The organism is Ochrobactrum sp. Marseille-Q0166, assembly GCF_014397025.1.
Taxonomy (GTDB): Bacteria; Pseudomonadota; Alphaproteobacteria; order Rhizobiales; family Rhizobiaceae; genus Brucella.
Genome location: NZ_JACJUO010000003.1, coordinates 539,643 through 554,995, shown reverse-complemented (window position 1 = coordinate 554,995; position 15,353 = coordinate 539,643). Strand labels below are relative to the sequence as shown.

Sequence of the window (15,353 nt, the reverse complement as noted above, 5' to 3'; positions counted from 1 at the left end):
TTGATTTAAGCTGCTTTGGCCTGGTGGTTTAAGCGGGGTTTTTTGATGGTGTCTCGTTTGATCCTTTCGCGTTCGATTAGGATGGTCTGTCCACGTCGGAAGTCAACGTCAGCCGGGGTGAGATTGTCGAGGCTCTCGTGGTATCTGCGATGATTGTAGTGATCGACGAAGGCTGCGATCTGGGCTTCGAGGTCCTGCTTGAAGAAGTAGTTTTCGAGCAGGATGCGGTTCTTGAGCGTCTGGTGCCAGCGTTCGATCTTGCCCTGCGTTTGCGGATGACCGGGAGCGCCATGGCCTTGGCTGATTTTGTATTTGTCCAGCCAGTCACCAAGGTCGGAAGCGACGTAACACGAAGCGTTGTCCGACAGCAGGCGGGGACGGTGTTCGACCTTGACCTTATCGCAGCCTGAAGTTGCCAGTGCCAGGTCGAGTGTATCGGTGACATCCTCGACTTTCATGCTGGTGCACAGTTTCCAGGCGATGATGTAGCGGGAATAGTCATCAAGGATGGTCGACAAATAAAACCAGCCGCAACCGACAACTTTCAGATAGGTGAAGTCGGTCTGCCACATTTTATTCGACCGCGTGGTCTTGTCCTTGAACTCATCATTGGCCTTGATGACAATAGAGGCTGGTGACGTGATCAGGTCGTGGACCTTGAGCAGACGATAGACCGAAGCCTCTGATACAAAATAACTTTCCGTATCGGTGAACTTCACCGCCCGCTCTCGTGGTGACAGGTCGGCATGATCGAGCGCCAGTGCGATGATACGATCCCGGATGTCATCAGGAATGCGGTTCCACACCCGCGAAGGTGCGGACGTCTGGTCTTCCAGCCCCTCGAAACCGTGGGTCTGGAAACGATCATACCATCGATAGAAGGTCGGTCTTGGAATGCCCAGCTTGTCGAGGAGGGGCCTAGCTGACAAATGCGACTGCTCCACAAGCCGGATGATCCCAAGCTTTTCGGTGGCGGGATATCTCATTCGTCGTCGCCCCCATCCCCGATCATGCTTTTTTGAGCAGGCGGTTTTCCAGTATGACGTCGGCCAATGCCTCTTTCAGGTCACGGCTTTCACGACCCAGTGACCGAACCTCGTCACTGGTCGCCGAGCGGGCCGTATTGCCAGCAAGGAGTTTCTTGCCAGCTTCGAGAAACTCCTTCGGCCAGCTATAATACAGGCTCTCGGCGATCCCCTCACGGCGACAAATCCCGGCAATGCTGTCCTCGCCACGCAGGCCTTCCAACACAATACGGATTTTATCCTCTGCAGAATAATGCTTGCGCGTCGCGCGCCGTATATCCTTCATCGTCTTCTCAGCGGTAGACGTTTGCGGAACGGGTTTCTGTCTCATCTTTGCTTCCTTTAATTGAGCTATGATGAGCCGAAAGTCCTCTCTGCTCAATTAACCCGTTTGGTCTCAAAAGCGTTGATGTCGGACAGGGATGATCGTTTTCCAGAGCCACGGTTTCGAGGGGCTGGAAGACCAGACGTCCGCACCTTCGCGGGTGTGGAACCGCATTCCTGATGACATCCGGGATCGTATCATCGCACTGGCGCTCGATCATGCCGACCTGTCACCACGAGAGCGGGCGGTGAAGTTCACCGATACGGAAAGTTATTTTGTATCAGAGGCTTCGGTCTATCGTCTGCTCAAGGTCCACGACCTGATCACGTCACCAGCCTCTATTGTCATCAAGGCCAATGATGAGTTCAAGGACAAGACCACGCGGCCGAATGAAATGTGGCAGACCGACTTCACCTATCTGAAAGTTGTCGGTTGCGGCTGGTTTTATTTGTCGACCATCCTTGATGACTATTCCCGTTACATCATCGCCTGGAAACTGTGCACCAGCATGAAAGTCGAGGATGTCACCGATACACTCGACCTGGCACTGGCAACTTCAGGCTGCGATAAGGTCAAGGTCGAACACCGTCCCCGCCTGCTGTCGGACAACGCTTCGTGTTACGTCGCTTCCGACCTTGGTGACTGGCTGGACAAATACAAAATCAGCCAAGGCCATGGCGCTCCCGGTCATCCGCAAACGCAGGGCAAGATCGAACGCTGGCACCAGACGCTCAAGAACCGCATCCTGCTCGAAAACTACTTCTTCAAGCAGGACCTCGAAGCCCAGATCGCAGCCTTCGTCGATCACTACAATCATCGCAGATACCACGAGAGCCTCGACAATCTCACCCCGGCTGACGTTGACTTCCGACGTGGACAGACCATCCTAATCGAACGCGAAAGGATCAAACGAGACACCATCAGAAAACGCCGCTTAAACCACCAGGCCAAAGCAGCTTAAATCAACCCGCAAAACAAGCCGGAAACTCCAATCTTCAAGAGCACAAAAAGTCTCAAATCATTCCACGACGGACAGGCCTAGCCACGGAACTTAAACTATCACATTGCGTTAAAAGACGGGTAGAGATGCCCGCTTTGAACCGGAACACTGGCCAATTCTCACATTTTTCCGCGAACTTAGCGGTCTTCGGGCTACAAATATCGATCCGACAATTCATGAGAGGAGAAGTACCATGGCAAAGGAAAAGACCCTTGAAGACCTCTTCCACGACACTCTCAAGGACATCTATTACGCTGAGCGCAAAATTCTGAAGGCTTTGCCGAAGATGAAACGTGCGGCGCAGTCGGAAGATCTGAAGGCTGCTTTCGAGAAGCATCGCGAAGAGACGGAAGGCCATGTCGAACGACTTGTCCAGGTGTTCGAGATCATGGGCAAGGCAGCGAGAGGCAAAACCTGCGACGCCATCGAAGGGATCATCGCCGAAGGCGAGGAGATCATGGAGGAGTTCAGGGATACTGCGGCGCTCGACGCTGGCCTGATCTCATCCGCGCAAGCGGTCGAGCACTACGAAATCACCCGATATGGAACTTTGAAGCGGTGGGCACAAGAACTTGGCCTGAGCGATGCAGCGAAGCTTCTCGATCAGACGCTTCAGGAAGAGTCCAAAACGGACAGCGATCTGAAGAAACTTGCGGATGCTTCGGCCAACCAACGCGCTAAAGCGGCCTAATGATGAAGCAAGGGTGCCACTCGGCACCCTTGCCAATTTGTATAGAGATCACATAACGGACGGGAGCCAGCTATGTCAGCCACCGACAAAGCCGCAAATGTGCAAAAATCACTCAAAATTCATGACCAAAAGCTCGAAGCCGGCCCAAGCGGAGATCTTCATCAACTCGCCGAGGACAAGACGCCGGTCATGACCACTGCCCAAGGCGGGCCGGTTTCGGATGACCTCAATACGCTCAAGGTCGGTGCGCCTGGTCCTACGCTGATTGAGGATTTTCATTTCCGGGAAAAAATCTTTCACTTCGACCATGAGCGTATTCCCGAACGCGTGGTTCATGCGCGGGGCTACGGCGCGCATGGCTATTTCGAGACGACAAAGTCTCTCAGCGAATATACGCGCGCAGACATTTTCCAACGGGTTGGCGAGAAGACGCCAGTCTTCGTCCGTTTTTCCACGGTCGCCGGATCGAAGGGTTCGTTCGACCTTGCCCGGGATGTGCGCGGCTTCGCCGTCAAGATATACACCGAGGAAGGCAACTGGGATATTGTCGGCAACAACATTCCCGTGTTCTTCATCCAGGACGCCATCCGGTTTCCCGATATGGTCCATGCCGTCAAGGAGGAGCCTGACCGGGCTTTTCCGCAGGCCCAGTCAGCCCATGATAATTTCTGGGACTTCATCAGTTTGACGCCAGAGTCCATGCATATGATCATGTGGGTCATGTCGGATCGCGCCATACCGCGCTCCTTCCGCTTCATGGAAGGGTTTGGCGTTCATACGTTCCGCTTCGTGAGTGCCAGGGACGAGTCGACTTTCGTCAAATTCATCTGGAAGCCAAAGCTTGGTCTCCAATCGGTTGTCTGGAACGAGGCGGTCAAAATCAACGGTGCGGATCCAGACTTTCATCGCCGCGATCTGTGGACTGCAATACAAGCTGGCGACTTTCCGGAATGGGAACTGTGCGTGCAGCTCTTCGATCAGGACTTCGCCGACAGTTTCGATTTCGATGTGCTCGACCCGACGAAGCTGATCCCGGAAGAAGTCATCAAGCCTGTCCCGGTCGGACGGCTGGTGCTGGATCGGATGCCGGACATTTCTTCGCCGAAACCGAACAGGTTGCGTTCATGACGCAGAACGTCCCCCCCTGGCATCGATTTCTCCAATGACCCGCTGCTTCAGGGTCGCAACTTCTCCTATCTCGACACGCAGTTGAAAAGATTGGGTAGCCCCAATTTCACACATATCCCGATCAATGCGCCGAAGTGCCCGTTCCACCATCTCCAGCAGGACGGCCATATGGCGATGCGCAACCCTGTCGGACGAGCAAATTACCAGCCTAATTCCTGGGGCGAAGGACCGAGGCCCGACCCCAGGCGCGGATTCCGGTCCTTTGCAGCGCAGGAAGACGGACAGAAAGTTCGCCTTAGACCGGAGAGCTTCGCCGACCATTACAGCCAGGCGCGTCAGTTCTATCTGAGCCAGACCGCGGTGGAACAGAAGCATATTGCGATGGCGCTGACCTTCGAACTATCGAAGGTGGAAACACCTGTGATCCACGAGCGTGTTGTATCTCATCTGCTGAATATCGATGCCAACCTTGCGGAAACGGTTGCCGGCAAGCTCGGCATCCGCAAGATGCCGAAGGCTGCGGATGCGATGGTGCCCGTGCGCGACGATCTTGCTCCGTCTCCCGCGCTCAGCATTATCGAGAACGGACCCGGCAGCTTCAAGGGCAGAAAGATCGGCGTGCTTATCGCCGATGGCACGGATGCGCAGGTGCTCAAGGATATGCGGCACGCCGCGGAGAAGGAAGGCGGGATGGTAGAACTGGTTGCGCCGACGGTCGGAGGTTTCGAAGCATCCAGCGGCGATTGGATGGAGGCCGACCATATGATTGACGGTGGTCCATCCGTATTGTTTGATGCTGTAGCGCTTGTGTTATCTAAAGAAGCGGCCAACCGGCTCATCGGCGAGTCCACTGCAAGAGACTTTGTTGCAGACGCTTTTGCCCACTGCAAGTTCATTGGCTTTACCGCAGGCGCAATGCCGCTGCTCGCCCAGGCCGGTATCGAGCCCGAAATGGACGAAGGGCTGATCCCACTCGAGAATGCAAGGGCGGCCACCGATTTCGTCGCGTCTTGCCGTAAGCTCCGCTTATGGGCGCGTGAAGATACCGTCAAGCTCTGATCTCGCAGCATACAATTGATGTGAAGATATGTTCGAAGTGCAAACACAAGTGGCCCGGCCCAGCCGGGCCGTTTACTGCGCGTATTGGAATGTGGAGCAATTGGTAATCGCCCATGAAGAACATTGCTATCGTCGGCACCGGTCCGACCGGGATCTATACTTTCTTTTCGCTGCTCAAATTCGCAGAGCCAATGTCCATCTCGATCTACGAGAAGGAAGACGAAGCTGGCGTAGGCATGCCTTATAATGACGATGACAACAGCCGGATGATGCTTGCCAACATCGCCAGCATCGAGATACCGCCGATTACATCGACCTATCTGGACTGGCTGCGCGAGCAGGATGAGACGCGTCTCGCTCGATACCTGGTCGACAAGGAAGGTCTTCATGATCGACAATTCCTGCCTCGCATACTGCTGGGCGAATATTTCCGGGATCAGTTTCTGGCTCTTGTCGAGGCAGCGCGTCGAACAGGATTTGCAGTCGAAGTGCACGAATCCAGCGAGGTCACGGATATCGAAGCCACCACCAATGGTGTAAAGCTCTGGTCTGCAGGCCAGCTGGTTTCGAAACTCTTCGATCTCGTCGTCATCGCCACCGGCCACGTCTGGCCCGATGATGAAAAGGCAACGCGCAGTTATTTTCCCAGCCCTTGGTCTGGACTGATCGAAGCTAGGATACCTGCGTGTAAAGTGGGTATTATGGGAACATCACTTAGCGCCATCGACGCAGCAATGGCGGTCGTTGCCCAACATGGAAGCTTCATTGAGGAGGATAACGACAACCTGCGCTTCGACCTTGACCCGGACAGTAAAGGTCTGGTGATAACGCTTATGTCCCGTTCTGGCATCCTGCCAGAAGCGGATTTTTATTGCCCGATCCCGTATGAGCCCTTGCAGATCGCCACAGATCACGCGATCAACAGAGAGATCGAGCGGGGTGTCAATGGTTTGCTTGACAGGATATTTGCCCTGGTCGCGCGCGAAATCGAGGACGCCGATCCAGCCTGGAGCGAGCGTGTTTCGCTTTCAAAGCTTGACGCTGACAGCTTCGCAGACGCCTACTTTGCTGACCGGCAAAACCATGATGCGTTCCGCTGGGCAGAATACAATCTCAAAGAAGTCGAGCTCAACAAGCAAGAGAAGCATACCGTACCCTGGCGCTATACAATCCTCCGTCTGCACGAGGTCGTGCAGGAGATCGTCCCGCATCTCAATGAAGAGGACCGCGAGCGTTTTGATACAGGACTCTGCAAGGTCTTCGTCGACAACTATGCCGCAATCCCTTCGGAATCGATCCGCAGACTACTGGCGCTGCGCAAGGCCAGCCTAATAGATGTCCTCGAACTTGGGCACGATTACGACATGGACGTAAGGGAGGATCATACCGTCATCGCCATTGGCTCACAAATGCGGACATTCGACGTGTTCATCGACGCTCGTGGCCAGAAGCCACTCAAGACGAAGGACCTGCCATTTCCGTCACTGCGTCGGCAACTTGTTTCGGTTGGAGAGGATATTCCGGACGTGGCAGACGACTACACTCTGCTGGCACCGGACATTGCATGTGGCAAGATTGCGTTCGGCGCGCTGCCATATCTGATGCACGACCAACCTTTCGTTCAGGGAATTACGGCAAGTGCCGACATTGGAGCAGCAATGGCCACTGCTATAAGTGAGCTAACACACCGAACGCGTCGGCGGCTTCCTTTTATTGATCTCTTCTGACCCCAAACATGATTGGGATTCAGGGCGATCTTATGGAGTGATGCAAAAACATTCACGGATCAATCGGCCACCGCAATCCGCGCTGCGTGAGTAATATCTGTGATCAATTCACGTCTCGTCCGTTCGCTCATGACTTGGTCAGATAGTCGCAAAATATAGGAAGGATGCCAGGAAACCATTACCGGTCCACCGTGTAAGCCAGTTTCCACTTTCCCTCGCCGGGACGTCAGTGGAGCGTCATTATTTGTTAGCGCGAAAGCCGCAGACGCTCCGAGCGCCATCACCATTCGTGGACGAATGAAAGCCAATTCGAGCCCCAGCCACCAGCGACAATGCATAATTTCGTTCCGGTCGGGATTTTGATGCAGGCGACGCTTGCCGCGCGGCGCGAACTTGAAGTGCTTAACTGCATTGGTCAGCCATGTCTGCTCGACTTCCACTCCTGCAGCAACCATGGTTTCACGCAAGAGGTGACCTGCCGGACCTACGAAAGGCCGACCTTCAAGATCCTCACGATCACCCGGCTGTTCTCCTACAACCATGAGCTTAGCGTCTTCCGCGCCCTCACCCCAAACAGTCTGGGTTGAGGCCTCGCATAATCCACATCGACGACAATGTCCGGAAGCCGCTCGCGCTTCGATCATTGTCTGAGGGAATTCTGGCGCTTGCGGCATTGCAGCGCGATAACGGGTCGAAATCGCCACTGCGCCAGCCGCCGGTGACGTTTCTGCAGCCACGCGCATTCGCTCTACCCGCGCCTCGGCATCTCGTAACATATCCGGAATCAGGCGCGTTTCGGGCAGGTTCTTCCAATACTTCTTCGGCATTTCAGAGCGCATCGCATTCAGCTTTACCCGTGCTGGATTGAAGATGTTGGCGAAATAGGTGCCCCAAAGCGTTTCGGTGGCATCTTCCGATAAGTCTGGACGTGTACTGCCTGGATGGTAACTAAGTCTGCCAGCCTCAAATCGAGCTGTAAGCCTTGGCGTGGCGATCACCCAGTCCATATCCGCGAAACGCTTTGCGAAAAAGAAACTACCCGGCTCGACTATATTATGCTCCGGCTCAAACCAGGCTGCAAAGCGACGACGCAACCCAGTCTCAGGTAATTCGCGAAACCGTACGAAAGCATGCATCTTGTGGATATCGCGGCCAACCGATTTTGCCATGAGATGCAATTGCCGCCCAAGCGGGTCAGCCTGGCTCAAAGGGTCTCCCGCGTTGCAGTCAAGCCGCCATAACGCCTGATAGAGCAGTCTGAACCGTTCCGGATTCGAATGCCATATGACTGACTGCGCAAGTTTCAAAAACCCCCGCGTAACACTTATACGATGTTCACCAGGTGCGTTGGGGAGCGGCATTTCCTCAAACAATCCGCCCGCTCCGCTCCAATCGATATCATTTGGCTCAATACCATGTGATATCGCGATGCGCGCCATCTCCCGCCATGCATCGAAGGTGCCGCGGTCGGGTAGTTTAACGGAATAGATCATAATAACCGCAGTTGCTCAGCGGGAGGTGCAAATCGTGCGCGTAAATCAACGTTATCGATGAGCCGCCCCGGCGACCATCCAGGTGCTAGGATAAAGGGGCGTGCCTTGTTCATGTTGGCCCCTATCCGCAACAAATCCTCGTATCTTAAACCGCAATTCCGGCGGGCAACGATTATGCGATCCACAGTCCGTGTGCCAAAACCCGGAACACGCAACAGCAATTCACGACTTGCACGGTTTACATCCAAAGGAAACAGGCCACGATGCTGCATGGCCCAGGCAAGTTTTGGGTCAAGTTCCAGATCGAGATGCCCTGCCGTCGTGCCGGTGGCGATTTCCTCGGCGGTAAAACCATAAAAGCGCAAAAGCCAATCTGCCTGATATAGGCGGTGTTCACGCAGAAGCGGAGGCTGGATCAGAGGTAGAGCCGCCGAGGCATCCGGGATCGGGGAGAACGCCGAATAATAAACCCGACGCAGCTTGTAACCACTGTAAAGCCGTGTTGACATTTTAAGAATGGTCACATCGTCTGCCCCATCCGCGCCGATGATCATCTGCGTGCTTTGCCCGGCCGGTGCAAACCGACGCGGCTTGCGCCCGGTATGGGTCTTATCTTTTGCTGCCTCACCTTCGAGACGTACCTGTGCCATCGCACCGCGGATGGTTTCAGGACGTTTTTCCGGCGCGAATTTGCGCACACTTGCGTCCTCCGGCAATTCGACATTAATCGATAGCCGATCAGCCCAAACCCCGGCTTCCCGGATCAACTCCGGACTGGCATCGGGAATCGTCTTGAGATGGATATAGCCGTGGAAGCCATGATCCTCCCTCAGTGTCCGCGCGATGCGCACCATATCAGACATGGTCTGGTCGGATGACTTGATGATGCCCGAAGACAAGAACAGGCCCTCAATGTAATTGCGCCGATAAAACTCCAGCGTGAGCGAGACAACTTCCTCGACTGAGAACCGCGCCCGTTCCACGTTGGAGCTGACCCGGTTTATGCAATAGGCACAGTCGAAGATGCAGAAATTGGTCATAAGAATTTTCAGCAGGCTGATACAGCGCCCATCCGGCGTGTACGCATGGCAAATCCCTACCCCTCCCGACGATCCGACACCACCCCTCCTTGCATCGCGTCTCTCACCACCGCTTGACGCACAAGATGCATCGTATTTTGCCGCATCCGATAAGATGGCAAGTTTATCCTGAAGGCTCTTTTTCACCATGAACGCAAGGATACTTGTTCATGTTTTGTTCGTCAACTATCCATAACTCATGGCGTAGAGTATTCCATCGGTTTACGGGATAATGACATCTGGGGTCTGGCGGTAGGTAGGACGACAAAATGATTTTGATCTGACTCCGTTGCAAGGAAGCGGCGGAGACATTGCGCGGCCTGCACGAGAAGATCGTGTTGTGGCCCGGCGCAAAACGGGGCGAGATTTACGCGAGGCTTCACGGCGAACTGGGCACGATCCTCAACTGGGTGGAGCGTCAAACCATTGGAAGGGCTATAAAAACAACAAAACCCGCGGCTAGTGCTACGGGTTTGTTAGTATTGTTGGTTGCGGGGTCAGGCATTGCCCCGTTGGTCGGGTAATCGATACTCACTCGCTTACTTATCCTCCTTACCCTTCAGATTATGTTGGGCAGGACGACGCGCTACGATCGCCATTGAAGATGAAGTCTTCGCGGCTGGGATAATATCTGTTTTATGTTCTGGGGAATTGGTTGCGGGGGCTCGCAACACCCGATTCCTGCGATTAGTAGAGCGGACGCCATCCGAGTTAGCTACTTACCTCCGACCCGAAAATGGTGACAGTTAGTAGCATCATCGCATTAAGTAGCCAGCTCGCGCCGTTTTTCTTTATCAGGTGACTTAAGCTTTGATTACAAGATTGAATCAAGGCACGTTCTCGATCTGCCGCGCTACCCACTGGGTATGTTCGCGTGAAAACGCGCGTTCGGCCTCATTCACGAAGGCTGAAAATTTCTCTTCAGAGTCGATCGTTACAAGTCGGGTTTGCAGGATGCCAATTTCGTGAGCTGTAAGGCTATAGGCCGAAGCAAGCTCGTTGAACTTCTTCAGTTGAATCCAACCTATCGCGGAAGAGGCCATGACAAGTAATGGTTCGGTTGGCCATATCATCCACGCTGGATCATGGCGAATCCGAACGAGAGCTAACGCTATTGCGATACCCTGCACAATCACGGAGATGGCGATCCAAAGACGAAAACGTCCCCTGTTCCACCTAACTTTAGCAACATACCATTCACGTTGGTCCGTGATCCGATCTGTAAGATACTTTTGAACACGGTCTGCCAGGGGGAGAGCACGCACGGTGTCCATTTCGGTGGTAATCTGATCGCCGGTTACGGGCCTGCGGCTAATCGAGTCGCGCACGTGGCTGTTGGCGTCTAGGATCGCCTTCAGAAAATCCGAAAATTTTTCGGCCACCGCTGAGAGTTTAGGGGCATCCTCGAAGGGTTCTGCACGCATCATGTAGCGCCAGGTCGATGTCTTGATCGACTCCGCCAGCGCACGGCAACCATACCATTCTTTTTCGGGCTTTTGGACCGCCATATAGAGCAGCAGCCCTGTCGATGCCGCCAAAACTAATGCATACAGGATGTATAGGTCAGGCGAATTTCCGAACCACATGGATATCGTGGCAGCGACGGTGAGAAAAAAATATTGTAACCGGATAAGCCAGAGATAGGTGCTCTGAGCGTCTGCGGACGATCCATCTGCGGAACGGTACAATGCAGGAAATTTTTCAGGCTCCATATCGTTGGATCTCCAGTACATGATCGCGTCGCGGCTATTTCAACTCTTCGGCTAGTTTATTCCATTGAACAACTTTTACGCCATACTTCGCGACCCAAGACGGGTTCTGTCGGGGCGCCCCGCCTTTTGGATGAACTGCAACCACTTTTTTTCCGAGAGCGAGGCTGGTCTCGACTTCCCACGTCACCCATCGGCTTTGCGCGGTATTGTCGGAGATGTAGACAACGCAAACCGAAGATCTCGATATTCGCTCGCTGATCTTTTGTTTGATGTATTCGGCACGTTCGCTGTCATACGGCTCGCGAACAGAGTGATCGTTAAACTCTATATCGCTGTTCTCGTTCTTCGCATGCGCACGTAGTAGATTAACTTCGTTCATGTCCTCCGTTGCAAAGCTAATAAAGACGTTGCGTTTGCCGCCCTGGAGAGCAGCTTTGGCCTTCTCCTCCAGCGATCGTATGTCCCCTAATCTGCTCCAGCTGCCGCTGCTTCCACCGCCCATGTTAGACCCCCTCAGCCTTGAATTCATTACATGCGATGCACGCTCCGCAAGGAACCTCATCGCCAAGATGGCATGAATACGTGCCCTCAATCCCCTTTAGGGCGGCGAGCTCTATGACTTCCTGCTTGTGGAAAGAAGAGAGCGGCGCAAGGACCTTTATCTCTCGCCCCATGCTGCGTGCGATCATCGCCTCGGCCTGCTGCAAGAATGCCGTGGTCTGATCGGGAAACAGGCTAGTCTCTTCATGGAGCAGCCCGATCGAGATAGCATCAGCATCACGCTGGAACGCGTAGGCCGATGCCACAAGCAGAAACAGCAGATTGCGGCCGGGCGTAAAGGCATCCTCCAGCACGCGTTGTTTCGCATCGGTCAAACCAGATTTGATAAGGCGCCCATAGCCCGACAGCTCGGCTACTTCCAAATCTGGTAGCTGCAACTTGCCCATTGCCAATTTGCACGCCGCGAATTCCCTATCCCGAGATCGTTGCCCGTAGTCGATGAAAAGAGGGTATTGCTGGATTCCTTCCTCTTTTGCGAGGTAGGCGACGAGCGTGGAATCGAGGCCACCGGAAACGAGAGTGACAATGCTCATGCTGACGCGCGCTCCGTGTCTCGAGAACCTGCAACGCGCATGACTATCCAGATTGCCCAATCCAGCAGCCCGACTGCGAATCCGAGCCCGTTAGCATGCGAGATCAGTGAATTTTCGTGTCTGTGATACTGTGAAAGCTTCGGAATGGCTCGTTCAGCGCCATTATAAAGCCCAATCACTGTCATGTAATTGAGTACATGGCGATCCAAGACTGCAAGATCGTAGCTGATCCCAGCGTTTCTTAGGAACATACTCGCTTGCTTTGGCCCGATTCCTGAAACGTTCGACACAAGCCAAGCGCGAGCGGATGCAGCGTTTCCGAACGCGTTCATCAGAGAGCAGAGGTCACCACATTTCTGGGAAACAGACGCACGCGCGGAGGCCAACTGGACCGATTTCGATCCAGGAAAGCGATAGCTACGGAGGGAGCCGTTTACCAAGACAGGCTGGCGAAGGATTCCGAATATCTCATCTGCTAGTTCGGCTTGGGACACCGACGTGTTCAGGAGAAGCTGCCGTTCATCCAAGGCATCAGCGGTAGCTACGGCAAGCCCATACGGCACCTGACTACTAAGTAGGCAGCACGAGAGCTCCCACCACAAATTCCGTTCACTGAGAGCCATATCAGTGCGCTTAGCTCTAGCCTCAATGTCAGGGCATATCGCGGCAACGGCGTATTGTAGCCGATCAGCATCGGTTCTCATCTGAATAATTCCGGCATTTGATCCCTAAGTTGTTTAGAATTGGATTGTCCCAGCAGGCCAACTGCAAACGCTTCCAAGCGGTTTGTCAACGCAGCCGTTTGCAAGTCACTAGTAAGATCTCGATAGTAATCCAAGTTATGGAATGCAACTTTTCCTGCATAATCGATGTTGTCATCAGAGAGCGCTGAAACAGTAATTGGCGAGGCCGCCATCTGTGCCTGGTATGCGAAAAAATCAAAATGCTGATAGTGATTTAATCGATGTTGTTGTCTATCGACGGCAAAGCGGCACCATTCTAAGCCATCGAAGCTGTCCGCTCCGGCTGCTGTTAGAACAGCAATACTCCAGGGGTTTCCTGTGCCTAAAAGATGTATCGGTTGATAGAATGACAATCGATCCAGCTCGTTCCGAATACGTCTCATGGTCTGGGCGCGCTGGATCAAGCCTCGGCCTAACTCACGCTCTGCCACCGCAATCATCGGGGGTTGGAGTTGGTCGGCCACTTCTCGCACCACGTCAGGGAAGGTGCTAAGGTCATATCCCTTCGACGGCATGGCGGGAGCATGAATAATTGGCAGGACTGGTGCTTTTGTGAATTTTCTGTCTCGTTCGACCGCAGCGATGACTTGACGAACGGCTCGCTTCTTGTCCCTTGAAGGCTTCATCTCGTCGAAGCAATAGGCCCAGTCGTGTGGTATTCCCTCCAACGCTAACGCAAAATCCTCAGGCTTCCAGCTGTCGTCGTCGCGTCGGGTCGCTTCATAATTGCCTGAATCAACAAGGACAAATCCGCCTTGTGCCCGGAGACGTTTAAGCTCCTGCTGAACACCTCGGGGACGCCGAGACGGGAACAAGTCGTAGGCCGAGACTAGGATCGTTGGTGCTCCAAAGACACGAAGCGCTTGAAGAGCCTCGATGGGGACGAGTTGTGTCTCGTGTGACGACACGGAAAGAAACAGGGTTGGGAGGGTGACCTTACCCGCTGCGATGGCGGACGGACGAGTCGGCGCCGCTCTTGGGGGGACGACGCTTGAGATTTTGCGCCGCAGGTGCTGGACGCCTGAATGATCTGCTTCTCCGTTCCAGCTCAGAAGATCGACCGCGCTGTATCCATTGAACCCATATGGCGCGTTCGTAGGGATTATCTTCGCTGGAATGATCGGAATCGAATATTGTTCTGCAAGACGAAGTTCATCCTTGACATTGCTGTTGTCCTTTGCCGCGGGAGACCAAAGCGGAACAACGCATTTTGTGTTTTGAATCTCACGCTCGATGACAGTCGAAAAGTCGCCGACGATCTTGTCGTCCCACCAGACATCCCACCGGGTGGAAAGAATATTCACTAATTTCTCAGCTTGCTGGACGTCTTCACGCGAATAGACAATGTAAACGTCCGACATGAGCGATAACTCCCCCCAGAGTAGTGAACCAGAAGTCTCACAAATTGTGCGTTGTTGCAACTATTCCGTTTACAAGGTGATGGGGCGGCCAGGAAGCGTGGTATAAAGCAGATGCAAAGTCAGATGTAATTGTAGCGCCAAAATCAGTGAGCGACTTAATATCAAGCCGTCGTTCTTCGTCTAATATAATTATAGTGGAATACGCTTGGGTTGCACATAATCGGCAAATATCTGACGATTTTAGGCCGTCCGCGACAATGACCAGTGAGGCATTTTCGACGATTCGATGCCCAGGGCTATCATCGAGTTGGGGGGCGAAAACTTTTATGCCCAGTTCTTTCAGCCGAAAACGAGCTTCTTCTAGCGTGTACCGCCTCCCGATCGTAGATGGTGAGCCATACAGGACAACTTGGCTCGGCGCCTTTCCTGTTAATGGCTCTCGGCTATCGAGCAGGTGAGGCTTTACCGGAAGGCTCATTGTCTCACAGTATGCTGACACTGAGCGGGAGGCTAGGTCCGCTGCAGCAACTGCTGACATGCCGGCTTCTCCCCAATGGTGCGCAAATACCGCGCTGAAAACATCTCCGGTTCCGATTTTGAAGACACGCGTGGAGTAATATGCGGGTATGTCGACTGGCGCGGCATTACGCTCATAAACGGTCACCCCCCTCACGCCTCTCTTGACCACGATAAGAGTTTCCTGATCGCTATCGGCCGCGGCATTCGCGACAGCAGTCGTCAAGTCAGCACACCCCATGTAGCGGCAGAGTTCTAGCTCGTTCATTACCAATGCTAGTCGCTTTGCCGTTGAGCCATTTTCCCCAAACGGCTCCGGACGATAAGCTGTCTGGGGATCGTAAATCGCCTGCTCGGCTTGCACAATGGCGGATCCTTCAAGGAAACCGAACCTCAGTAC

At 53.9% G+C, this 15,353-nt stretch carries 11 protein-coding genes and 2 pseudogenes; 5 read left to right on the top strand and 8 right to left on the bottom strand.

Features of this window, described 5'->3' with window-relative positions:
* Positions 1-5: 5 nt before the first annotated feature.
* Positions 6-1,356 (bottom strand): IS3 family transposase gene (locus H5024_RS21065; protein ID WP_187549099.1). Its coding sequence is split into 2 segments (ribosomal slippage): positions 6-1,020 and positions 1,019-1,356, totalling 1,353 coding nucleotides; the frame shifts between segments, so codons are not numbered across the junction.
* Between the two features lie 100 nt (positions 1,357-1,456).
* On the opposite strand from H5024_RS21065, the pseudogene H5024_RS21060 reads away from it, so the two are divergent.
* The 5 genes and pseudogenes from H5024_RS21060 to H5024_RS21045 all read left to right on the top strand — a co-directional run.
* A pseudogene (locus H5024_RS21060) lies at positions 1,457-2,311 on the top strand (IS3 family transposase); the annotation flags it as partial.
* Between the two features lie 232 nt (positions 2,312-2,543).
* On the top strand, positions 2,544-3,041 hold the full coding sequence (locus H5024_RS21055; RefSeq protein ID WP_187549098.1) for a ferritin-like domain-containing protein: 498 nt from the start codon (positions 2,544-2,546) through the stop codon (positions 3,039-3,041).
* A 72-nt stretch (positions 3,042-3,113) separates the two neighbouring features.
* Positions 3,114-4,652: pseudogene (locus tag H5024_RS21480) on the top strand (catalase); the annotation flags it as partial.
* A 24-nt stretch (positions 4,653-4,676) separates the two neighbouring features.
* Positions 4,677-5,228: a hypothetical protein gene (locus H5024_RS21585; RefSeq protein ID WP_348770733.1), complete on the top strand. Its 552-nt coding sequence runs from the start codon at positions 4,677-4,679 to the stop codon at positions 5,226-5,228.
* Between the two features lie 113 nt (positions 5,229-5,341).
* On the top strand, positions 5,342-6,955 hold the full coding sequence (locus H5024_RS21045; RefSeq protein WP_187549097.1) for an FAD-NAD(P)-binding protein: 1,614 nt from the start codon (positions 5,342-5,344) through the stop codon (positions 6,953-6,955).
* A gap of 59 nt (positions 6,956-7,014) precedes the next feature.
* Here the strand turns inward: H5024_RS21045 and H5024_RS21040 are convergent, their stop codons facing one another.
* The 7 genes from H5024_RS21040 to H5024_RS21010 all read right to left on the bottom strand — a co-directional run bounded on the left by H5024_RS21040 (position 7,015) and on the right by H5024_RS21010 (position 14,437).
* Entirely contained in the window at positions 7,015-8,448 is a 1,434-nt protein-coding gene (locus H5024_RS21040) for a UdgX family uracil-DNA binding protein (RefSeq protein WP_187549096.1), read from the bottom strand.
* Positions 8,445-9,674 (bottom strand): putative DNA modification/repair radical SAM protein, encoded by a 1,230-nt coding sequence (locus tag H5024_RS21035; RefSeq protein WP_348770732.1) that lies wholly within the window; start codon positions 9,672-9,674, stop codon positions 8,445-8,447. The genes H5024_RS21040 and H5024_RS21035 overlap by 4 nt, the downstream gene beginning before the upstream one ends.
* A 680-nt stretch (positions 9,675-10,354) precedes the next feature.
* Positions 10,355-11,239, bottom strand: a complete 885-nt coding sequence (locus H5024_RS21030; RefSeq protein ID WP_187549094.1) for a DUF4231 domain-containing protein — start codon at positions 11,237-11,239, stop codon at positions 10,355-10,357.
* 34 nt (positions 11,240-11,273) lie between these two features.
* Complete coding sequence (locus H5024_RS21025; protein WP_187549093.1) at positions 11,274-11,741, bottom strand: TIR domain-containing protein; 468 nt, start codon at positions 11,739-11,741, stop codon at positions 11,274-11,276.
* Between the two features lies 1 nt (position 11,742).
* Positions 11,743-12,333 carry a 7-cyano-7-deazaguanine synthase gene (locus H5024_RS21020; protein ID WP_187549092.1) on the bottom strand — a complete coding sequence of 197 codons (591 nt, stop codon included), beginning with the start codon at positions 12,331-12,333 and terminating at the stop codon, positions 11,743-11,745.
* Complete coding sequence (locus H5024_RS21470; protein ID WP_247875420.1) at positions 12,330-12,584, bottom strand: hypothetical protein; 255 nt, start codon at positions 12,582-12,584, stop codon at positions 12,330-12,332. The genes H5024_RS21020 and H5024_RS21470 overlap by 4 nt, the downstream gene beginning before the upstream one ends.
* Before the next feature lie 449 nt (positions 12,585-13,033).
* Positions 13,034-14,437, bottom strand: coding sequence for a toll/interleukin-1 receptor domain-containing protein (locus H5024_RS21010; RefSeq protein WP_187549090.1), 1,404 nt, complete (start codon positions 14,435-14,437; stop codon positions 13,034-13,036).
* Between the last annotated feature and the right edge of the window lie 916 nt (positions 14,438-15,353).